The organism is Novosphingobium sp. BL-A-28-Hi1-0D, assembly GCF_055521755.1.
Window position 1 is genome coordinate 2643292 of record NZ_CM145502.1, and the last position, 21896, is coordinate 2665187.

18 protein-coding genes and 1 pseudogene are annotated in these 21896 nt (G+C 63.6%); 8 read left to right on the forward strand and 11 right to left on the reverse strand.

Going from position 1 to position 21896, the window contains the following annotated elements; all coding sequences use genetic code 11:
* Positions 1 to 3 precede the first annotated feature (3 nt).
* From atzF to ACZ1JW_RS13000, 8 genes are read right to left on the reverse strand one after another with little or no spacing between them, the layout of a single operon-like run.
* Positions 4 to 1773, reverse strand: a complete 1770-nt coding sequence (atzF, locus tag ACZ1JW_RS12965) for an allophanate hydrolase (protein ID WP_465140830.1) — start codon at positions 1771 to 1773, stop codon at positions 4 to 6.
* Positions 1770 to 5378, reverse strand: a complete 3609-nt coding sequence (gene uca, locus ACZ1JW_RS12970; RefSeq protein WP_465140831.1) for an urea carboxylase — start codon at positions 5376 to 5378, stop codon at positions 1770 to 1772. The genes atzF and uca overlap by 4 nt, the downstream gene beginning before the upstream one ends.
* Entirely contained in the window at positions 5375 to 6007 is a 633-nt protein-coding gene (locus ACZ1JW_RS12975) for an urea amidolyase associated protein UAAP2 (RefSeq protein ID WP_465126273.1), read from the reverse strand. The genes uca and ACZ1JW_RS12975 overlap by 4 nt, the downstream gene beginning before the upstream one ends.
* 14 nt (positions 6008 to 6021) lie before the next feature.
* Positions 6022 to 6858 carry an urea amidolyase associated protein UAAP1 gene (locus tag ACZ1JW_RS12980; protein WP_465140832.1) on the reverse strand — a complete coding sequence of 279 codons (837 nt, stop codon included), beginning with the start codon at positions 6856 to 6858 and terminating at the stop codon, positions 6022 to 6024.
* Entirely contained in the window at positions 6855 to 7328 is a 474-nt protein-coding gene (locus ACZ1JW_RS12985) for a CopG family ribbon-helix-helix protein (protein WP_448994875.1), read from the reverse strand. The genes ACZ1JW_RS12980 and ACZ1JW_RS12985 overlap by 4 nt, the downstream gene beginning before the upstream one ends.
* Positions 7328 to 8086: an ABC transporter ATP-binding protein gene (locus ACZ1JW_RS12990; protein ID WP_465140833.1), complete on the reverse strand. Its 759-nt coding sequence runs from the start codon at positions 8084 to 8086 to the stop codon at positions 7328 to 7330. Before ACZ1JW_RS12990 ends, ACZ1JW_RS12985 begins: the two co-directional genes overlap by 1 nt.
* On the reverse strand, positions 8083 to 8898 hold the full coding sequence (locus ACZ1JW_RS12995) for an ABC transporter permease (RefSeq protein ID WP_465140834.1): 816 nt from the start codon (positions 8896 to 8898) through the stop codon (positions 8083 to 8085). Before ACZ1JW_RS12995 ends, ACZ1JW_RS12990 begins: the two co-directional genes overlap by 4 nt.
* A 28-nt stretch (positions 8899 to 8926) precedes the next feature.
* Positions 8927 to 10006, reverse strand: coding sequence for a putative urea ABC transporter substrate-binding protein (locus ACZ1JW_RS13000; RefSeq protein ID WP_465142778.1), 1080 nt, complete (start codon positions 10004 to 10006; stop codon positions 8927 to 8929).
* Between the two features lie 216 nt (positions 10007 to 10222).
* Here ACZ1JW_RS13000 and ACZ1JW_RS13005 point away from each other — a divergent pair, with 216 nt between their 5' ends.
* The 3 genes from ACZ1JW_RS13005 to ACZ1JW_RS13015 all read left to right on the forward strand — a co-directional run bounded on the left by ACZ1JW_RS13005 (position 10223) and on the right by ACZ1JW_RS13015 (position 13750).
* A complete protein-coding gene (locus ACZ1JW_RS13005; protein ID WP_465140835.1) occupies positions 10223 to 11107 on the forward strand; it encodes a sterol desaturase family protein in 885 nt (294 codons plus the stop codon).
* 644 nt (positions 11108 to 11751) lie between these two features.
* On the forward strand, positions 11752 to 12384 hold the full coding sequence (nusG, locus tag ACZ1JW_RS13010) for a transcription termination/antitermination protein NusG (protein ID WP_465140836.1): 633 nt from the start codon (positions 11752 to 11754) through the stop codon (positions 12382 to 12384).
* 58 nt (positions 12385 to 12442) lie between these two features.
* Positions 12443 to 13750: a sugar transferase gene (locus tag ACZ1JW_RS13015; protein ID WP_465140837.1), complete on the forward strand. Its 1308-nt coding sequence runs from the start codon at positions 12443 to 12445 to the stop codon at positions 13748 to 13750.
* Between the two features lie 13 nt (positions 13751 to 13763).
* On the opposite strand, the gene ACZ1JW_RS13020 is transcribed toward ACZ1JW_RS13015, so the two are convergent.
* The 3 genes from ACZ1JW_RS13020 to ACZ1JW_RS13030 form a co-directional block, all read right to left on the reverse strand.
* Positions 13764 to 14150, reverse strand: coding sequence for a response regulator (locus ACZ1JW_RS13020; protein ID WP_465140838.1), 387 nt, complete (start codon positions 14148 to 14150; stop codon positions 13764 to 13766).
* Positions 14140 to 16290 (reverse strand): ATP-binding protein, encoded by a 2151-nt coding sequence (locus ACZ1JW_RS13025; protein WP_465140839.1) that lies wholly within the window; start codon positions 16288 to 16290, stop codon positions 14140 to 14142. The genes ACZ1JW_RS13020 and ACZ1JW_RS13025 overlap by 11 nt, the downstream gene beginning before the upstream one ends.
* Before the next feature lie 258 nt (positions 16291 to 16548).
* Positions 16549 to 18366, reverse strand: a complete 1818-nt coding sequence (locus ACZ1JW_RS13030) for a sensor histidine kinase (protein WP_465140840.1) — start codon at positions 18364 to 18366, stop codon at positions 16549 to 16551.
* A gap of 516 nt (positions 18367 to 18882) precedes the next feature.
* On the opposite strand from ACZ1JW_RS13030, the pseudogene ACZ1JW_RS13035 reads away from it, so the two are divergent.
* The 5 genes and pseudogenes from ACZ1JW_RS13035 to ACZ1JW_RS13055 form a co-directional block, all read left to right on the forward strand.
* Positions 18883 to 18942: pseudogene (locus ACZ1JW_RS13035) on the forward strand (hypothetical protein); the annotation flags it as partial.
* Positions 18943 to 19092: 150 nt separating this feature from the next.
* Positions 19093 to 19974, forward strand: a complete 882-nt coding sequence (locus ACZ1JW_RS13040) for a hypothetical protein (RefSeq protein ID WP_465142825.1) — start codon at positions 19093 to 19095, stop codon at positions 19972 to 19974.
* Between the two features lie 76 nt (positions 19975 to 20050).
* Complete coding sequence (locus tag ACZ1JW_RS13045) at positions 20051 to 20494, forward strand: hypothetical protein (RefSeq protein ID WP_465126262.1); 444 nt, start codon at positions 20051 to 20053, stop codon at positions 20492 to 20494.
* Positions 20495 to 20769: 275 nt separating this feature from the next.
* Positions 20770 to 21531 carry a response regulator transcription factor gene (locus ACZ1JW_RS13050; RefSeq protein ID WP_465140841.1) on the forward strand — a complete coding sequence of 254 codons (762 nt, stop codon included), beginning with the start codon at positions 20770 to 20772 and terminating at the stop codon, positions 21529 to 21531.
* A gap of 126 nt (positions 21532 to 21657) precedes the next feature.
* A complete protein-coding gene (locus ACZ1JW_RS13055; RefSeq protein WP_465140842.1) occupies positions 21658 to 21885 on the forward strand; it encodes a hypothetical protein in 228 nt (75 codons plus the stop codon).
* Positions 21886 to 21896: the final 11 nt, after the last annotated feature.

Genomic DNA, 21896 nt, shown 5'->3' on the forward strand with positions numbered 1-21896 from the left:
GGCTTAGCTACGCGAGGCGATGTAAGCGCGCCATCCGCCAAGGTGCGTAATGTCTTCAGCCCCGGCCAGCGCACGCGGTTCGGCGACGAAGCCCTTGACGCTGCTGCCGTCTGCCAGCGTGACCGTGCCGATGGCGAGCGGTGCCGGGACTTCGACGGTGAAGCTGCCGAATTCGGCAAGGCCCAGCTCATAGACCTCCAGCTTGATCGCCGCACCGCCCTCGTCGAACACCAGTGCGGGCTTGGGCGGCACGCTCTCGGCGATGGCGTAGAGCTTGTAGGTAGGGGCGGTCTCGAACGCGCCGACGAACTTCGCATTGCGCGAGGTCAGTTGCCAGTGCAGCGGCATGCCTTCGAGGTGTGCGCCAACAACGGCGAGTTTCACGGTCTGCATCTTGCCCTCCAGATCGAGCGGGGGTGGGGGAGTGAGGTCGGCGGCGGCGAGCCACGCATCGGCAGCATCGAGCAGGGCGCGGTCGGTTGCGGCGGGGCCGATCAGGGTGATGCCAAAGCCGGTGCCGTTGTGGCGAATGCCGGCGGGCACGGCGACTGCGGCCATGTCGAGCAGGTTCACGAAGTTGGTGTAGAACCCGAGATTGCTATTGAGCGTGACCGGGGCCACCGCCAGTTCGGCCACGCGATAGGTCGTGCCGGTGGTGGGGAAGGCGAGCATGTCGACGCTGTCCCACAGCTGGTCGGCATGGCGCTTCAACTCGGCCATGCGGTAGATGCCGTTCCACAGCTCGACGGCGGATTTCTTCCATCCGGCTTCGACGACGCTGCGAACGGTGGGATCGATGGCTTCGGGATCGTCTTTCAGCAGTGTGGCCATGGCGGCAGTACGCTCGGCGACCCATGGGCCGCCGTAGAGCAGTTGCGCGGCTTCGAGCAGCGGGGCGATGTCGATCTCGACCACTTCGGATTGCTCGGCCAATGTGGCGAGGGCCCTGTCGTAGAAGAATTCGGACTCGCTATCGCCGAAAAAGGCGCGCTGGTCGCGGCGGGGGACGCCGATGCGTCTGGCGGCGAGCGGGGTTTCAGCAAGCTGCCGCGACCATGGATCGCCTGCGTCGAAGCCCGCCAGCGTATGGTCCACCAGACGCGCGTCCGTGGTGTCGCTGGCGAACACGGTGATGCAGTCAATCGAACGGCAGGCGGGGACGAGGCCCTTGGTGCTCCAGCGACCCTTGGTCGGCTTGAAGCCGATCAGATGGTTGAAAGCAGCCGGAACGCGGCCCGAACCGGCAGTGTCGGTGCCGAGCGCAATCGGCACGAGCCCTGCGGCAACCGCGATGGCCGAGCCGGAGCTGGATCCGCCGCTGACGTAATCGCGGTTATAGGCATTGCGCGGAATGCCATAGGGACTGCGCGTACCGACGAGTCCGGTGGCGAACTGATCGAGATTGGTCTTGCCGACGCAGATTGCCCCTGCGGCCTTCAGGCGGGCGATGACCGTGGCGTCTTCGGCGGGCGAATAGGCGAAGGCGGGGCAGGCGGCAGTGGTTTCAAGACCCGCTACGTCAATGTTGTCCTTGGCTGCATAGGGCACGCCCGCAAGGGGCAGGGCTTCGCCTGCTGCCACGCGAGCATCGATGGCACGGGCTTGCGCCAGCAGGTCCTCTGCCGAAGCGCGGCTGATCCACACCTGCGGCTGGATCGCATCATATGCGGCGATGCGGGCGAGGGTCTCCTCGATCACGCTGACCGCGGTCGTGGTGCCGGCATTGACCCCTGCGGCAATGGCTGCGGCGCTGCGACGGTCGAGCAGGGTCATGCGCTCCTCCGCAGGGCAAGCATCGGGGTTCCGGGCTGGAGCGACTGGCGCTCCTTGATGTAGAGCGCGGCAATGGTGCCGGCACCGGGACTTTCGACCGGGCATTCCATCTTCATCGCCTCGATCACCGCGATGGTCTCGCCCGCCTTCACCACATCGCCGGGCTGGACGAGCAGCTTCCACACGCTGCCGCCAAAGGGGGCCTCGATCAGGTCGGCGCCTTCGGGCACGTCGACCGCACTTTCGGCAGGGGCATCGCTTTCTGCCAGCGCGTTCACCCGGTCGAACTCGCCACGGCGCTCCCATTCGGCGCGTTCGTCATCGAAGGCGGCCTTGCGGGTGGCTTCGAAGTTGGCGATGGCTTCCGCGTTATCGCTAAGGAACTTGCGGTAGTCGGACAGGCGGAACTCAGACGGCTCGATCTTCAACGCCCGCTTGCCGCTGGGGAAATCGCGGCGCCATTCGGCCAGCTCCTGGGCGCTGACCGGGTAGAAGCGGATCTGGTCGAAGAAGCGCAGCAGCCACGGCTTGCCTTCGATGAAGTCCGCGGTTTGCCGGTGCGTGTTCCACACCTGCACGGTGCGGCCGAACAGCTGGTAACCGCCAGGGCCTTCCATGCCGTAGATGCACATATAGGCCCCGCCGATGCCGACGACGTTGGGCGGGGTCCAGGTGCGCGCCGGGTTGTACTTGGTGGTGACGAGGCGGTGGCGCGGATCGACCGGGGTGGCGACAGGCGCGCCGAGGTAAACGTCACCCAGGCCCATGACGAGGTAGCTGGCCTCGAAGATCAGATTTTCTACCGCAGCAACATCGGGCAACCCGTTGATGCGGCGGATGAATTCGATGTTGTCCGGACACCACGGAGCATCGTCGCGCACCGCGCTCATGTACTTCTCGATGGTCTCGATCGTGGCCGGATCGCGCCAGCTCAGCGGCAGGTGGACAATGCGCGAGGGGATCGCAAAGTCCTCCAGATCGCCTAGACGCTCTTCAGCCGCCATCAGCGCGGCGAGCGCGTCAGACTGGCTGAGCGAGCGGCCGTCGAAGTGCAATTGCAGCGAGCGGATGCCGGGGACCACGTCGATCACGCCGGGCAGGGCCATGCGCTCAAGCTCGGTCATCAGCGCGTGGACGCGGATACGCAGTTCGAGATGGAGGACGATGGGCCCGTATTCGACGAGGATGTTGCGATCGCCCTGCTGGCGATAGACCACGGCGGGGCGGCCCGGTCCTGCCGCGATTTTTCCGAGGATCGGGGTCTGCGTGGCGGTATCGCAAGGGCGGCTGGAACCGGGCTTCTTGCCGGTTTCAAGGTAGAGTTGCTGCGCTTCATCTGCCGCAACTGCGCCAGCCATGGTGACAGGCACGAAGCGGACGCGGTCTCCGGGTACGAGCTGGCCGATCTTCCAGCGATCCGCCGCGATCACCACGAAGGGGCAGACGAAGCCGCCGAGCGAGGGACCATCGGGGCCGAGGATGATCGGCATGTCGCCGGTAAAGTCCACCGCGCCAATGGCATAGGCGTTGTCGTGGATGTTGGAGGGGTGCAGCCCTGCTTCCCCGCCATCGCGCCGCGCCCATTCAGGCTTGGGGCCGACAAGGCGCACGCCGGTGCGGTTGGAATTGTAGTGCACCTGCCATTCGGCGGTGACGACCATGTCGATGTCGTCTTCGGTGAAGAAGTCCGGTGCGCCGTGGGGGCCATAAAGCACGCGCACGCACCAGTCGGTGGGCAGCGTGGGCAGCGGCGGTGGCGGGAGCGGTTCGCTGGTCGGTTGATTGGCAAGATGCAGGACATCGCCGGCCACCAGACGGCGGGCGGCGTGGCCGCCGAACTGGCCAAGTTCGAAGGTGCTGCGGCTGCCGAGGTAGGGGGCGATGTCGAGGCCGCCTGCTACGAGCAGGTAGCCGCGCATGCCGCCTCCGGTTGCCCGGCCGATGCATAGCGTCTGCCCTGCCTTTGCCTCGAAGAGTTGGCCCACAGTTACCGGTTTGCCTTCGAGAGTTGCCCCGAAGTTCGCGCCGGTCAGGCACAGGGTTGCATCGGCGAGAAACTGGAGCGTGGGGCCGGTGACGGTCATTTCCAGCCCCGCCGTGCCTTCGGGATTGCCGAGCAGGCGATTGCCGAGGCGGAAGGACTGGTCGTCCATCGGGCCGGATGGCGGCACGCCCACGGCCCAGAGGTGCTGGCGACCGGGCCAGTCCTGCACGGTGGTGGCAGTGCCGCCGCTGATCACCCGGATCGATTGGGGCGTAAAAACAACGTCTTCGAGCGCGCGTGTTGAGACTTCACCTGAAGTGAAGGCAGGCGCGGCGACGACGCTGCGCAGCCAGCGCAAGTTGGTCTCGATGCCATCGACGCGGCTCCTGGCCAGCGCTTCCTGCATGGCGGTCACGGCCTCGGCGCGGGTGGGCGCGTGGACGATCAGTTTGGCGAGCATCGGATCGTACCAGGCGCTGACTTCGGTGCCCGCCATGACCCATGTTTCGGCGCGGATGTCGGCGGGAAACTCCACGCAGGTCAGTGTGCCCGAGGTGGGGCGATAGTCGAGCGCGGGGTCCTCGGCGTAGAGACGGATCTGCACCGAGTGGCCGCTGGGGGTGGTGGGAGCGGTATTGAGGAAGCTGTAATCGCCCGCAGCGCCTCGGATCATCCATTCGACAAGATCGACGCCCATGACCATTTCGGTCACGCCGTGTTCGACCTGCAGGCGGGTGTTCATTTCTAGGAAGAAAAACTCTTCGCGCTCAGCATCGTAGAGAAACTCCACGGTGCCTGCCGAGCGGTAGCACGCGGCTTCGCCAAGGCGGATCGCTGCGGTATAGAGCGCTTGCCGGACCGCTTCTGGCAGGAGCGGCGCGGGGGCTTCCTCGACGACCTTCTGGTTGCGGCGCTGGAGCGAGCAGTCGCGCTCGCCCAAGGCAACGACGCGGCCCTGTCCATCGCCGAAGATCTGTACTTCGACATGGCGGGCGCGGCGGACGAAGCGTTCTAGGAAGACGCCAGCATCGCCGAAATTGCTCTGGCCCAGACGGGCGACGGCAGCGAAACCTTCGCGCACATCGGCTTCGGTTTCGCATACGCGCATGCCGATGCCGCCGCCGCCTGCGGTGGCCTTGAGCATGATGGGAAAGCCGATGGCGTCTGCCGCAGCAAGGGCTTCGTCCTCGCTGGTCAGCAGGTCGCTGCCGGGGGCAAGCGGTACGCCATGGGCGGCGGCGAGTTCGCGGGCGCTGTGCTTGAGGCCGAAGGTGCGGATGTTGTCGGGCGTGGGGCCGATGAACACTATGCCCGCTTCGGCGCAAGCGGCTGCAAACTCCGTGTTTTCCGAAAGGAAGCCGTACCCGGGATGGATTGCGCCCGCGCCGGTGCGCTTGGCCGCGTCGATGATCGCGGCGATGTTGAGGTAGCTTTCCGATGGCCGCGCGCCGCCGATGCACACGGCCTCGTCCGCTTGCGCGACATGGAGCGAGGCCTCGTCGGCCTCGGAATAGACCGCGACCGAACGCAGGCCCATCTTGCGCAGAGTGCGGATGATCCGGGTGGCGATGGCGCCGCGGTTGGCAATGAGGACGGTGTCAAATGCGGGAAGGGCGGTCATGCGCTCACGATCATGCGGACGGGGGTGGGGTTGAACGCGTTGCAGGGGTTGTTGATCTGCGGGCAGTTGGAGACGACGACGATCACGTCCATGTCGGCGCGCAGGTCCACCGTGAGGCCGGGGGCGGAAATGCCGTCAACGATGCCCAGCGCGCCATCTGCCTCCACGGGCACGTTCATGAAGAAGTTGATGTTCGAGACGATGTCGCGCTTGCCCCGGCCTTCCCATAGGTTGGCTTCGAGGAAGTTCTCGACACAGGCATGTTGCGACTTGGTGTGATGTCCGTAACGCAGAGTATTGGATTCGCAGGAACAAGCGCCGCCGATGGTATCGTGATAATCGACCGCGCTGCCCGTGATGGTCATCAGCGAGCGGCCTTCGTTCGACAGCAGGCGGGTTCCTTCGCGCAGGAACAGGTTGCCCTGCGCCGCCACGGTATCCTGCGCGCTGTAGCGTTCGGAATCGTCGGCGGCGCTATAGATCAGGAAATCGACCGCCTGATTGCCTTCGAGATCGACGATGCGCAGCGTCTCGCCCTGCTTCACATGGTGCAGCCAAGGCGCGCGGGCGGGGACGACTTCGTCGTGGACGATGCTGCCGGAAAGGCCGGAGAGGTGGGGATCGGTCATGAGGCCTGTCCTTTTCAGCGGCGGTAGTAGTCTTCGACGTTGAGGAAGGCGCGCTGGCCCTCCGGCGTCGCGTTGCGGATGGGGTCAGCCTCGGTGGTCACGGCCCCACGCCATGCAGTGAGGCGCAGCGGGGTGACCGCGTATTCCGGCCTTGGATCAAGGACATGCGGGACATTGGCGACAACCACGATCACGTCCATCTCCGCACGCAGCACCACGCTGCGGCCGGGGGCATAGGGGCCCACGAGCGGGGTGATAGTGCCGTCGTCCTCGATCCGGGTGCCCTTGAACAGGGTGACGCAAGGGTGGACGTCGCGGCGACCGAGGCCGTGCTTGGCCGCGCCCAGCAGGAAGCGGTCGCGCCCGTTGGGATAGGCCCCGCTGTTGCGGCCTTCGCCGTACTTGGCGAGGTTGGTGGCAGCGTTGGAGGTGCCGCAGAAGCAGTCGTGTGTGCCGGCATCATCGCTCTCGATGCTCATCAGCACGCGGCCCATGTCGGACAGGAGGAGCTTGCCGGTGCCGAGGTAGGCGTTCCACTGGACCTTGACCGTATCGGCGAAGTTCAGCCGCTCGGTCGGCATCTCGGCATTGAACAGGTTCAGTGAAGCGCAGGCATCGCCCTTCACGTCGATCAGGCGCAGGCGGGTGCCGCGCGCGATGCGGCGCGTGGCGTAGCCGCCGGGAGCGACGGTTTCTTCCCACAGCACGTTGTCCGCGCTTACACCTGCGGGAAGATCGGCGGTGACGGGCGGGAGGATCGGCATGGCTTCGACGACGGTGCCAGCCATCGAGCGGGCGTGATCGCGGGCGGCGTTGGGATTTGCCAATGTAGAGGTGGGGGCGTCGGTCATGCGGCCGCTCCTTTCTTCGATCCGGGGCCTGCTTCGGACAGTGGCGGCAGCAGGGCCGTGGTGGTGACAAGTTGCAGCTGCTGGACCCCGCGCACGCGGCGCAGGGCATCGGCAAGGCCCTTGAGACGGGCGGCGGGGCCTTGCACGAGCAGGACTTCCAGCGACTGGTCGTCCTTGAGGAAGACGTGCTGGGTGGAAATCACTTCGGTCTGGAAATCGGCCTGCGTGCCCGCCAGCTGCTGGCGGACGCGGCCCCGGTCACCGCGATAGACGAGGGTGATCGTGCCTGCGAGCATCTCCTCGGGCCGGGTCAGCGCCTCGTGCGCGGCAAGGGCATGGCGGATCAGTTCGGCGATCAGTTGCGAGCGCGAGGGGAGCTGGCGTTCCTCGACCATCATGTCGAGCTTGCGGAACAGGTCCGCGGGCAGGCTCATGCTGAGGCGGGCGAGGCTGGCGGGTTCGCTGGACATCACGCCGCTTCCGGTTCCTGCTCGGGCTCCGGCGCGTCCTTGCGCAGCTCCAGATCATAGACTGCCGTCGCGCCGTAGCGGTGCGGGGCGTGCGGATCGTGGCGGCGCTTGTCGAGCGCGAGGACGCGGGTGCCGAGCGAGAAGGCTTCCTTGATGTCGTGCGTGACCATGATGATGGTCAGCCCGAAATCCTGCCACAGCTTGCGGATCAGCACGTGCATGTCGGCACGGATGCCGGGATCGAGCGCGCCGAAGGGCTCATCGAGCAGGAGGATGCGCGGGCGCATGATCAGGGCCTGCGCAATGGCAAGGCGCTGCTGCATGCCGCCGGACATCTGCGAGGGGTAGAGGTGCAGGCTGTCCCCCAGGCCCACGGACTGGAGCATCGCGACAGCTTCGCCCTCGGCGGCCTTCTTCGCGCTGCCGAACAGGCGGGCGAGCAGCGGCGCCTTGGTGCATTCGAGGCCGAACATCGTGTTCTGCAGCACGGTCAGGTGCGGGAAGACCGAGTAGCGCTGGAACACCACGCCGCGATCGGGGCCGCATTCGCGCGCCAGAGGTTCGCCGTCGAGCGTGATCGTGCCTTGCGTCGGCACTTCCTGCCCGAGCACCACGCGCAGGAACGTGCTCTTGCCCGCGCCCGAGGGGCCGACGACCGAGACGAAAGAGCCTTGGGCGACATCGAGATCGACCTTCTCGAGGACGATGCGGTCGCCATATTCGACCCAGACGTTGCGCAGGGAGAGGAGCGCGCTCAATGCTTCTCTCCGTGTGCCCAGGGGAAGGCCTTGCGGCTCAGGGAGTTGAGGCCCCAGTCCATGGCGATGGCCAGCACCGCGATCCACGCGACGTAGGGGATGATCACGTCCATCGCGAGGTAGCGGCGGACGAGGAAGATGCGGTAGCCAAGGCCTACGTCCGACGCGATGGCCTCTGCCGAGATCAGGAACACCCACGCCGGGCCGAGCGCGAGGCGCAGCGCGAGGATCAGGCGCGGCATGGCCTGCGGCAGGGCAACGCGGATGAGGATCTGCCAGCTGCCCGCGCCCAGGGTCTGCGCCTTGGCCAGCATCTCGCGCGGCAGCGTGCCGACGTGGCCTGCGACATCGCGGATCATCACCGGAGCGATGCCGATGACGATCAGCGCGACCTTGGCGGTCTCGCCCAGACCCAAAGCTACGAACAGGATGGGCAGCAGTGCGATCGGCGGGATGACCGCGATGCCGGTGACGAGCGGGCCGAAGGTGGCGCGGACCGGGGGCAGCGCGCCGAGCACGAGGCCGACCAGCAGCGCCATCAAAGTGGCAATGGCAAGCCCGAGGCCTAGCCGCTGCAAGCTGGCCAAAGTATCGGCCCAGAACACCACCGTGCCGGAAAGCACGTCCGTCTTGGTCATCTGCGCCCAGAGCGCCGTCGCCATGCCCGAAGGGAGCGGCAGGATCTTGTCGACCGGGTTCACCGCGTGCCTGGCATAGGCGGCAAAGAGGTAGACGATCACCAGCAGCAGGATCGGCACGGCGCCCAGCGCGATGCGCTGCTTGCGGTCCGGTTCGCGGTTTACCCAGCGCATGAGGAACTATCCCGAAGTATAAAGGAAATCAGAGCTTTCCGTCGGCGGCGAGCTTCATGAAGCTTTCGTCGAAGCGCAGGGTTACGTGGGCCGGATCGCCAAGCGTCTTGCCGCCGGGGAAGGCCATGCCGACTGCATCGGCCGAGGATGCTCCGGGGAACAGCCCCTTGGAAAAGCTGAAATCGCGCACCCGGGTCATCGTCTCGATCAGCTTGGGGGCCTGCGTCGCGGCGACGGCATCCTTGGCCTGGGCATAGAGGAAGGTCGTCTTGAGCTGGGCTTCGAACACTTCCGGCGTCGTCCCGGCGAGTTTGGCCATGGCCGCGCGGGCCTGCTTGCCCTGCTCGTCCTGAGCGATCATCACCTTCATCGTGTCGTACCAGATGCCGGCCAGCGCCTTGCCGAGGTCGGGGTTGGCTTTGAGCGTGGCGGTGTCGACCACCAGCAGGTCGAGGATTTCGCCGGGGATGTCGGCCGAAGTGAAGACCTTTGAGACGCCGGGTTGCGCGGCCATGACCGAAAGCTGCGGGTTCCATGCGACCGCCGCAGTGGCGTCGGGCGAAGCGAAGGCGGCGACGATGTCGGCGTCGGAGGTGTTGATCGTCTTTACGTCGGTCAGCGCCATGCCGTTGCTGCCAAGCGCGCGGGCCAGCAGGTAGTGCGAGACCGAAAGCTCCGCGAGATAGACCTGGCGGCCCTTGATCGCGGCGAGGCTGTTCGCTCCCTTGAGCAGGATGCCGTCGTTGCCGTTGGAATAATCGCCAACGATGATCGCGCTGGTGTCCTTGCCACCGGCGGCAGGGATGGTGAGGGCATCCATGTTGGCCACGGTCACGCCATCGAACTTGCCCGCCGTGTACTGGTTCACCGATTCGACGTAGTCGTTCACCTGCACGACGTTGATCTTGATGTGGTACTTGTCGGCCCACTTCTTCACGATGCCGGCCTGCTGGGCGTAGGGCCAGGGCATCCAGCCTGCGTAGATCGACCAGCCGATGCTGAATTCGGAGCGCTTTTCGGCAACCTTCTCGCCACCCGAGCACGCGGCAAGTGCCAGTGTTGCCGCGATCAGTGCGGTTTTCCCGACCTTGCCGAGATGGGCGCCCAAGCGCGCCCTGAAAGCATGAAGCACCAGCCATTCCCCTTCGTGGAGTGAGCGTCATCGCTGTCGGGGACCGGCGGTCCTTGGTATTACGAACAGCTGCGTTGGTAATACCTGCCTGCCTGAAAGTGCGGATACGTCGATTGACGTAGCGGCTGTCGTGGCCGCTTCGTGCCAATTGCGGTAGAACACTCAGGCTATAGGGCTTCAGCGAGCATCGTCATGAACATCAGGAAGCTTGCAGTCGACATGCTGCCGCCGGTCACGCTGGCGATTGTCGTTTCCTTCTGGGGACTTGCGCCAAAGGCGTGGGTCGAAAGCACCTGGACCGCGATCATCATGACCGCTTTGGTCACGACATGGGTTCTGGGACTCGAACTGGTGTTCGAACGCCACGAAGGCTGGCGGATGAACCGGCGCGAGTTCTTTACCGACCTGTTCTACATGGTGCTGAACGCCACGCTCATCTCGAAGGTTTCGCAGATGGTCGGCGAGGCTCCGCTGATGGCCTTCAAGAAGGCGGCGGGGATCACGACGCCATGGGCGGGCGAGATGCCGTTCCTTGCGCAAGTGGCGCTGGTGCTGTTCGTCTATGAGTTCGGGCAGTACTGGATGCACCGCCTGATGCACAACTCCACGCCGTTCTGGCTGACCCACGCGCCGCACCACCACATCACGCAGTTGAATGCGATGAAGGGCGCGGTGGGCAATCCGATCGAGCTGGTCCTGATCAGCCTGAGCATCGTGGTGATGTTCGACGTGTCGCAGGCCGCGATCATGGGGGCATTCGGGGCGACGGGCGTGATCTCGACTTTTGCCCATGCCAACGTGCGGTCTGATCCGCCCAAGTTCTATTCGTACTTCTTCACCACGATCCGCCACCACAGCCTGCATCACTCGGTTCCCTACGAAGACACGCGCTGCAACTATGGCAACTCGCTGATCCTGTGCGACCGCATCTTCGGGACCTACAAGGAAGGTGAAGCCGCCGTAGTGGGGCAGGATGACCGTCGGCGGCTGTCGATCTACGAACAGTGGGTTTTCCCGTTCATGCCGTTGGTCAAGGCATGGCGGGCGCGGCGCGGCGCGGTCGCCGCCGGTAACTGATCCACCCTTTCTCGGAAAGAATCCCGGAAGAATGACCCCGTGACACCCGTCACGCGCGTGTCGGACACGCTTGTCTGATCCCCCTCCTGCCGCTCAGGCAAACGGGGGAAAACGATGAGCATCGCCTGCCGCCCCTCAAGCCAGGTCGCCCCGGTGCGGGCCGGGGGCCATGCCCTGTCGTGCAAGGGCAGGACTGGAGTTGCAAGCCTCAGGCGCCGTGGAAACCGGAAGCGCCGCGCAATGCTTCGCCGTAATGGCCCCGGCCTACGCCGGGACGACGGGGGGTGGGGCATATGACTCTGGCGACTCCATCCGTCACCCCGGCGAAGGCCGGGGCCCAAGGCCTTTCCTTCAAACGCAGTTCCGAGGGCGCCAACCGCACCAGCAGTTTGCCCAATGTTCACCGCCTCAAGCCGCTAAGTACCGGCCCCCGGCCTTCGCCGCAGTGACGGGATTGCTTGGCGTCGAATTTGGACCATAGGGCTCATGCCGGGTGAGTGGCTTGGCATAGCCCGTGCGGCGACAGGATTGGCGAAATCATGAGCCAAGTAACCGAACCGGCGATAACTTATGGTTGGTGCGGTGAATTATAACGAAGTCCGAGAGCGAACTACTTGGTCGCTGCAAGGGGATTTCGATATAAAATGCTTGTTTCTGCAAGCAATTCCGCACAGCTCGAAGGCTGTGCCTGGAACGCTTTTGCCGTCGATCCGGTGGCGTGCGCCGATAAGGTGCGTCCGACAGGTGAGAAGGTACCCTCAGTTGCCTCTCCCGCATCGTGGTACGTAGTCGAGACCCTTCCCCGTCTCGAACTTTGTGCGCAGGAAAATCTCGTGCGCCAGGGTTTCTCCTGCTTCCTCCCGAGGATGCGCAAGGTCCGCAGGCATGCGCGGCGCGTCGATGAAGCGCTGGTGCCGCTCTTTCCAGGCTATGCCTTCGTCCAGTTCAATCCCGAACTTCACGCCTGGCGCTCGATCAACGGGACCCGCGGCGTCCGCCGCATTGTCGGACCCGACAGCACAAGGCCGCAGGCCGTGCCGCGCGCTGCAATGCAGGCCCTTCTGGACAGGTGCGTCGACGGTGTCGTCGGCGCGTCGGAGGCGTCCTTGCGCCCCGGAATGCCGGTCCGCCTGATCTCGCACGCCTTCGCCGATCATCTGGCGACCATCGAGCATCTCGATGACAGGGGCCGCGTCAGCGTGCTTCTCGACATACTTGGCCGGGCAACAAGGCTCCGGGTTAGTGCCCGAAATATCTCGCCGGAACCGGCGATCTGATGCCGTCCTCCGCCGCCTGTTTACTTCTGCCTTCCTCGATTTCCATCGGACCACTGCAATGAAGATGCACTTCCCTGACCGGATGCTCGGCTTTACCGGGAAATCGGGTTACGCCGATGGTCGCTGGGACGCGTTGATCCGTTCGAACAGGTTCACGCTCGGCGGTCTTTATCTTGCAGGTCTGGGGTTGCCCTGGCTGGGCCACGTCGTGAACCAGTACGGTCACATCGAACGCCCGCCGATGACGCTGGTCGAGATACTGACGCTGGTCGTCTGCGGGCTGGCCCTGACCGGCGCGCATGTCGCGTTGCGCCAGGTCAGCATGCTCGCCTTTGCAGCGGACAAGGCTCTCGTTCTCCCGGCATTCCTCGGCAACTACTTCGTGTTCTTCTCGGCAGCCTCGCTGCTGCGACTGCCCTTCCTTCGCTATGTCGCTGTCGCGAGCTTCGTTTGTGCGATCGTCTGGTACTTCGCCGTCGTCATGCTGCGCAGCCGATCGGGCATGCCTCGTCTCGCATTCGTCGGAGGTATGCCGCGCGATCCCTTGCTGGCCGGAGCCCAGATCGACTGGACTGTCCTCTCGACCAGTGATCTGGCCGGTGAGATATCGGGCGTCGTTTTCGACAAGAGCCAGCCGATGTCTCCGCATGCGGAGAAGCTGCTGGGCAAGGCCGTTCTCAATGGCTTGCCGGTCTATGAAGCCAGCGATTTCTCCGAAATGCTTTCCGGACGGGTGAGCCTTGCCACGCATCCTATCGAGTATTTCGGCCTGCTGATGCCTTCGCGTCCGCTGCTCAGGGTCAAGCGGCTTGCCGATCTGGTTGTGGTCATTCCTGGCATCGTGCTGGCATTGCCGGTCATCGCGCTGGCTTCTTTGCTGATCCGGCTGGAAAGCCCGGGTGCTGCGCTGTTTCGTCAACCGCGCATGGGCTACAAGGGCGAGGTCTTCGTCTGCTACAAGCTGCGTTCCATGCGTTCGGACGTCCCGGGGCCTGCCTTCACCGAAGCCGAGGATCCGCGCATCACACGTGTCGGCCGTTTCATCCGCAAATGGCGCATCGACGAGCTTCCCCAGCTGTTCAACGTCCTGCGCGGTGACATGAGTTTTATCGGACCGCGCCCGGAGGCCGTGTCACTCGCCACGATGTACCAGGCCGAGATTCCCTACTACGCCTATCGCCATTCGGTTCGGCCGGGCATCACGGGGTGGGCCGCAGTCAACCAGGGCAACGTCGCTCTGGCCGACGAGGCAAGGCGCAAGCTCGAGTATGACTTCTACTACATCAAGCACTGCTCGGTGTGGCTCGACATTCTTGTCATCCTGCTCACCGTCAGGACGGTCCTGACCGGATTTGGTTCGCGCTAGGGCTGGGCCGAGGTCACCGCGCGCCGACAACGCTCCGCGCGATCAGGCTTTCAAGGTTGCGATAGTCGACCGGCTTCATGATCACTTGCGCATTGCCCAGGCTGGTGCAGTCATCGTGGAGCTTCCGGTCGGCATAGGCGGTCAGGAAGATCACCGGCGAGTTGCTGCTGGCGCCGACGCTCTGCCGCAGTTCCGACACAAGCTGGTGACCGTTCATGCCAGGCAGCAGCACATCGCACAGGATGAGGTCATAGCACCGTTCCTGCGCCATGGCGAAGCCGGTAGGTCCATCGTGCGCGGCATCCACGCCATACCCGCATTCCTGCAGCACATCGACCAGGTCTTCGCGCAGATCGGGTTCGTCCTCGACGCACAGGATGCGGATCGCACTATCCTGCATGCGCGATGACCTCGGGGCTTTCATCGGCCTGTGTCGTGATGGGGAAGGTCAGGGTAACGGTTGTCCCGCTGCTGTTCGATTCCAGCGTGAGCGACCCGCCGCCCGATTCCAGCACGCGGCGCGCAAGAAAGAGGCCGACTCCCGCGCCGGGCTGGTTCGCCGCATTGTTGCCGCGGAAGAACTTCGTGCCGATCAAACCGAGTTCCACCGCCGTCACGCCCGAGCCATGATCGCGAACGGTAATCGTGCCAAGGTCCTGCGTCGCAACCGCCGAGACCGCAATGCTGCCCTCGGGGCAATAGCGGACCGCGTTGTCGAGAACGGTGCGGAGCGCGAGCGAGATGGCGCCGCTGTCCTTGACGATCGCATTGCGCACATCGGTCTCGAGCACGAGCCGCTCTTCGGGCACGATCTCGAGGGCAAGCGCGCTGACGATGTCGTCCAGTGGCGCAGCATTGGCGAGGTTAGGCTCGGCCCCCTCGTTCCCTGCATCAAGGCTGCGGCCCAGTTTCGAAAGGAGCCCGGTGATCCGCTCCACCGCCCCGCGGAAGCGCGTCGCCCGCTTGCGCAGATCGGCCTCGCCGATGTCGCCGGCCTTCTTCTCGAGGATCTGCGCACCGCTGTCGATCACTGACAGGGGCGTGCGTATCTCGTGCGAAAGGACGCGGATGAAGCGCATCTGCTCCACGCTGGCCTGCTGCTGCCGCCGCAGCGCCTGCTCGGTCAGTCGCTGCTGGTCGGCAAGACGGCGATGCGCTTCGCCAAGCTTCTCTCCGGTGATCACCAGCCGCTGCCCGAGATCGTCGAGTTCGGCAATATCCGTCGAGGGAACTTCGTGACGGTAATGGCCGGCGGCAATCCGGTCGAGCACGCCGATGAGCTTGCCGATAGGCCCGGAGAGCCCGGTGCTCATCACCTTTGCGCGACGAAACAGGAACAGGAAGAAGCCGAGATAGAACACGACCAGCGCGGCCGCCATGCTCCAGCCGATGGTTTGTAGTTGGTCGCGCAGGCTGTCGGCTTCGGCGATGATGTTCGCCTGTGGTGCCACCACCACCAGCCGCCATTCCGGTCCCGCGATCTGGGCATAGCTGGCAACGCTGAGGCCGTTTATCGACAAGCGCATGCGCCCGTGGTCCGACTTTCTCATCGCTTCGGCCAGGGCCTTGGTCGCCGCAAGCTTGTTGAGATCGAACGCCTCGGGCTTGCGCATGTCGGCGCGGACCGCGTCCGAGTACTTGAACGATGTCAGCTCGCGCAGGCCTAGGTCCACTTCGCCCTGCTGCGGCATGGCGATGATGCGCCCTTCGCGATCGACCAGCATCGCATAGGCATTCCACGGCATCTTGAGATTGAGCAGGTGGGAAATGATGTTGCCGAGCGTCAGGTCCTGCCCGACGACCGCTTCCAGCTTGCCGTTTCTGTAAACCGGCGCAATCGAAGAGATCATCCAGCCATGGCCGGCCGGATCAAGATAGGCTTCGGTCCAGACCGGCTTGCGAGCCGGATTGTGCCTGGCGTCGGCAAGGTAATAGAAGTTGAAGTCCGGAATCCGCATCTTGTGCGGATATTGCTCCAGCACGTCGAAGTAGGGGTAGATCCGGTTGTAGCTGTCGTAGGTGTTGACGTAGACCGAAGCGACGAGCGGGCTGGCGCTCTCAAGGTCCGCCATCAGCGGATCGAGCGCGGCCAGTTTCCAGACCTTGCGGATCTCATCCGGGCCTACCGGTGTCGCGCCGGTATAGTAGCTCGCTGTCGTCCCGATGCTGTAGCGCGTATAGAAGCCGCCGTCGGACGTGCGGGCATAGCGCGCCATTTCCGCTGCCGAGGGCCGATAATCGCCATCGAGTGCCACCTTGGTCTGGGCGGCAAGGATTCCGGTGCTGCTGGATACGCCTTCGAGCGTGGTCGCAATGCCTTGCGCCTCAAGCCGCGCGACGCTGTCGAGATAGGATCCCGATACGTCTTCGAGTGCTTCGATATTGGCATCGTGAACGATTGAGTTGGACAGTACGAAGATCGCAAGGAAGGTCACTTCGATGAACAGGAGCGGGACGATTGCGGCCCTGAGATAAGACAGCCAGAGCCAGCGCCGGATCGGCGTGCGGGATGACTTTTCCGCTTCGCTGTCGGCCTCCATCTCTTCGTCGCCCGCCTTTTTGTGTAAACTGACTTTACAGCGTTGCTCTGCGCATTCTTTACGGCATCTCTCTACGCATTCTGTGCGCGAGCGCACACTCAAGGCGAAAAAGTTGCTTTCGATACTATGCCTAGCGTCGCTCCTCTAACCGCCTTGGCTACTGGTGACAACGGTATGTAGCGTGAATGGCGCGCGCATACCCTACTTTTGATCTGATTTTAATATTTAGAATCTAATCAGACACGAGTCGGAAATCGTTTACGACAGTTCCCGGACAAGCGGAAACTGCAGGTTGAGCGCAAGGCCCGTTCCGTCATCCGGCAGCAGATTGATCGTCCCGGCATGGCGCTCCATCGCTTCACGCACCAGCGCCAGACCAAGGCCGCTGCCCGGCCTGCTGCCGACATTGCTAGCCCGTGCAAACTTCTCGAACACGGCCGGCCGATCCGCTTCGGGTATGCCTATGCCCTCGTCACGCACGACCACAGATATCTTGTCATCCTCGATGGCGCCGGTGATTTCGATGTTTGCAGGTCCGTTGCTGTACTTGATCGAGTTGGCGAGCAGGTTGAAGAACAACCCCTCGACCAGCGAACCATCAAGGCGCACCTTCGGCAGGGAGGGGAGAGACACCCTGATCCTGGCTTCCGGATTGATGTCGCGAACGGATTGAGCGCAGTATTCGATCAGTGCGGCAAGGTCGGTCTCGACCAGAGGCGCCTGTTGCAGCGGCAGGGCCTGTTCGACCCGCGAAAGGGTACTGTCCATGACCCTGACCAGGACCTGCACAGATTTCCGGATGCGTTGTGCCGCGTTGACGACAAAGGCATTTGCGCTGCGCTCTGCATTGCTTTCGATTCTCTGCGCCGCGCTGTCGATGATCGCCAGCGGGGTGCGCAGTTCGTGCGATGCTATGGCGAGGATCTGTCGGTTGAGGTCGCCGACCCGCCGTTCGACGCCAAGGGCGGCTTCCAGCTCTCTATTGGCGCGGTGGAGCTTGTCGATATCCGTCGCGGTGAATATCAGCGCGGGTTGGCCGCGGTAATGAATGCGCACGCCTGCAAGGAAGACCCACAGCGTTTCGCCATCTGCCCTGCGCAGTTCCACTTCACCGCTGGCAAATTCTTCCTGTTCCAGCCTTTTGTGGAGTGCCGCCAGCGCCTCCCGGTCCCAGTAACGCCTGTCGCTGGCAAGACTGCCGACATCGCTGATCCCCAGCATGTCCTGCGCGGAGCGGTTGCAACGCAGCAGGGTTTCCGTCGTCTCCGACAGGATCAGTAGTGGGGCAACATTCAGTGAAAGCACAAGGTCGAGCGCATCCTCGCTTTCAGCCTGATGCTGGCGCGCTTCAAGCGTTTCGGTCACGTCCTGCTGTGAAACGAGAATGACCTCCTCGCCCGTTGCCGGATCTGCCAGCCGGTTGATCTGCAGGCTGTGTGAAGGATGGCCTGGTGCAGTGGTCCGGCAGATTTCCATAGCATGGCCGCCAGCCCTTACCGCGTTGAGAAGGCGTGCCGGAGCGTCCTTTTCCAGGAACATCTCGGCAAAGTGGTCCGCACCGGGCGTCGCTGTGTCGATGGAGCCGAATGCGGCGGTTGCGGCAGGGTTGCGCATCAGGACATTGCCCTTGCCGTCAAACAGCGAAATCATCAGCGGCGTATGCCGCAAGGCCTCTATGGCGCGCACTTCGGCGTCCGGAAGCGTGGCGTCCGCAAAGGGAACCACTTCGACCAGCATCGCCTCGGGATGGCCTTCAATGCTGACGCCCCGGCAATGGCACAGGACAGTCGTCGCCTTGCCCTTGGGATAGAGTGTCCAGCTTTCCGTGCGTTCCTCACCTCTGGCAAAAGCCTCGCGATACTCTTCGAGCCGGAGGCGTACGGCAGTGCTCTGGGGAGAGACTTCGCGAGAACTCAGCTCGTCAGGGCCGCTTGCACTCCAAAGCGCTTCGGCTGGCCGATTTGCCCAACAGATGCTCTGCTGCCCGAAGCTGTAGATGTGAACCGGCGCGGCAAGCCGACCAAGAACTTCCAGTGCGCTGTCTTCGAGCTTTTGAAAGGCATGCCGCGGTGACATTCCATGGACTCCAGATGCCGGCTTGTTCATGAACAGATTATAACTCCAGCGTTCATGTTCGGCTTCCCTTGCCTGACGCGACGTCGCTTGGCCATCGCCCGATCGGGCAACCCGCGCCCGACTAGGGGAACGCGGGAAAAACCGAAAACTCGCAAGACATTGGTTTGGCGAAAACCGGCGTACATATCGATGATACAGCTACATAGGCAAATGGTCGACCTCTATAGCCAAATTGTAATATATCGGAAAAAGCGAGGCTAAGCTTAAAAAGTCTTAGCTTTTCCGGGTCTGGAAAGAAGCTGTCCTGCAAGGTGCCGCAAGGTGCTCATCTTGCCGAGGCAGATTGATCCCGAAGGAATTGCGTATCGCTTCAAGTCCCCATCAGCGGGAAAGGTGGTCGCAGTGGAAATCGCGTTGAATCAAAATCATACGGCAGCACCCAGCTCCTGGAGGCTGGGCCGTTTCGGCGGCCTTACCGGGCGTCAGTCCGAAATACTGCGTGCTGTCGTCTGGGGGATGAGCGCTGATGACATTGCGCAATGGCTCAAGATCAGCCCGCGCACGGTCGAACTTCACCGCGCTCAGGCGCTGGCCCGTATCGGTGCAAGAAACGTTGCGGATGCAGTCCGGATTGCAATCACGCAAGGTTTCGATTTCCAGCCGGATCCCCGTACCGAACTGCTGGGTCAAGGTGGCCATCCTGCAACCGGAGCGCAAGAACTTGATATGCGCGAAGCGGTGCTGCTTCAGGCAGACCTTGAACGCCACTTTGATTACGATGATGGCGCAGGGCCACTCGTTGGCAAGGCCATGGCGGCAGAACCTGTTCGGCGCGAAGAAGCTTCTCATTCCCCTGGGCTTGACGGCTCTCCCCTTGTCCGTGTGATCGGGTTGCCGGGCCGGACCTATGATGAACGTGTTCACTGGGTTGCGGCATGGGCCAATGTCGAGCGTGAAATGACCTACAGCCCCTGGAATACCGGGTTGCTCGCGCAGGCAGGCACGCGGTTCGATGTCATTCTCGTTCATGGGGACGAAGATCGCAGGGTTGCCCACTTGCTGCGCGAATTCCGCGAGGTCTATCCCTCGAAGCTGATGATCGCGGTGCTGTCCCATGCACGGGCGGCCGAGCGCGCGCTGCTTTATCGTGCTGGCGCCGATGCGGTCTATGATCTGTTCAGCGAAGGTGGCGTTGCCGATGCCTGGCTTGCCAGCGCGATGAAGCGGCAGGACAGCTTCGCCGCAGTGCCCGCCAAGGCGGTGAGCCATTCACGGCTTGTGGCGCTGCTGGGGGCGCACAGCTTCACGCGGGCCGAAGCCGAGTTCATCCATCTGCTCGAGCAGAGCGCCGGTCGGCCTGTAAGCTACACCACCCTTGGTCAGATGACGCGCCGGGCCAAGACTGGCGACCCGCGCAAGTCGATCCAGGTCATGATCTGCAGGCTGAACGCAAAGCTTTCCGGCCTGCTCAAGATCAGGAACGTTCGTGAAGAAGGTTACCAGATCGATAGCGAAGCCCTGGAAGCGGCTGTCGAGAAGCTGTCTGCCGAGCGCACGCCAGTAGAGTCTGCAAGTGCGCCCCGTGCGCTTGCGGCCATGGCGGGTTGAGCCGGAACCGGACGCATTCGTCCTGCATTCGATGAGGCATCACGTGGCTTTGCATCTTGGCAAGATCTGCGCAGTCTTGGCTGCGTGCACCCTTGGAGGGTGCGTCTCTAACGGTACGCTGCAGCCTGACCGGGCCCTGTTCTCGCTCGACGGCAATTACCAGCGCTACGAGTACGCGTTCTCCATCGAGGATACCTTCGACCGCGCGGCCGCCGTGTTCCGCGAAGGCGGTTACAAGCTCGACGTCGTGGACCGGGCGACCGGCCAGATGAGCGGGACGCGCGGACGTACCGGCGACGAAACCCACAGCGAGAAGGGCCTGAAGTTCTACGCCATGGTCCTTCCCGGCCAGCGCGGAAACAGCATTCTCAGCATCAAGGTCGTCCAGATCATCTCGCGCGGCATTCCGGGAGTGACGGGGTCCAAGACCGAAGTGATCGTGGCCGATCCACAGATGTACCAGTATCTGTTCCGCCGCATCGAAACCGGCCAGCAGAGCGAACTTCCAGCGGCCCAGTGATAGCCACGGTGACGGCTCCGGCCCTGCCGGATAACCGCCAGCCTTCGCCGTCACCCCGAAACTTGCGTCGTGCCCCGGGGATACCTGCTGTCCCCTTTCGGGATCGTAACACTTGTTTTCGTCGGCCACCTAACCAATTAGACTATCGCCATAATCCTCAATCGTTTGCGAGTAGCAGAGCTGTGTGGCATGGGGCGCTGGATTTAGGGGCGTGGCACGTTGTTTCGATGATGGTTGTCGTCATCAAATGACTGGGGATTGGGGGAATTTCGTTGTTGCGGCCGAGGGAAAATCTGCGTTGGGGCTATACGCTCGAAACCCGTTGTGGGATCGAGGCGTTCAATCGTCCGTGCCAGGCCATCGGTGAGGCTCCGCTCGTCGGCCTGCCATGCCCGCAGAACGAGATCTGCCGCGTGCAGGGAGAGACCGTCTACATCCTCGATGATGATCCGGTAATCCTCGAAGAGCTGCGCGAACTGGTCGAGTGGTGCGGCTATACCGTCAAGTGCTTCAGCAGCCCGCTCGAGTTCCAGCGCGAGTCCGTCGCCAGCCTGCAGGGCTGCGTCATGCTCGACGTCGAACTCCCCGGCGTCGACGGCATCGAGATGCACACCTGGCTCCGGTCCGTTGCGCCGAACCTGCCCGTGATCTTCCTTTCCGGCGTATCGAGCATCGAGACCGCCGTCAGCTGCATGCGCGCAGGCGCGGTCGAGTTTCTGGTCAAGCCGATCAAGCAGGGCGATCTGCGCCGCGCGCTTACCGCGGCGATCGGTGCCGGCCGCATGAAGACGTGCCGTCGGGAATCGGTCGAGGAAGTCGGCCGTATGGTCCAGGCACTCACCCCTGCAGAGTGGCGCGTGGCTGAGCTGATCGCACAGGGCTACGTCACCAAGCAGATCGCGAACCTCCTCGACCGCAGCGAGAACACCACCAAGATCCACCGATTCCGGATCTTCAACAAGCTCGGCGTCACCTCGTCCGCGCAGCTGGTCAAGATCGTGGAGATGGCAAAGTCCGCCAGGGCGCCAGCGGACTGATCGCGTGATGGCGCTTGCGCAAGCCGCTGGCGCCCGTGTTGCGCGGACCTGCGGACAGTCCTATGTCCCGGCCCTTCCGAAACACGGTGCGCGGACTGCTATCCGCGACAAGGGGAAGGTCCGGCTATGAGCGGCGGTATCGACAGGAAGTTTGTCCACGAATTGAGCCAGCCGCTCAACGTTATCAGCGTGGCCACCGCCAACCTGCGCAATGCGCTGAGCGGCAAGCTGCCTGACGACATGCAGGACTACCTCCTGCGCAAGCTCGCCCGCATCGACGAACAGATCGAGCGTGCGCAGGGCGTGGTGGATCGCTACGGCAAGGATCCCGCCCCAGGCTCGGACAACACCTGAGCATGCCCGCC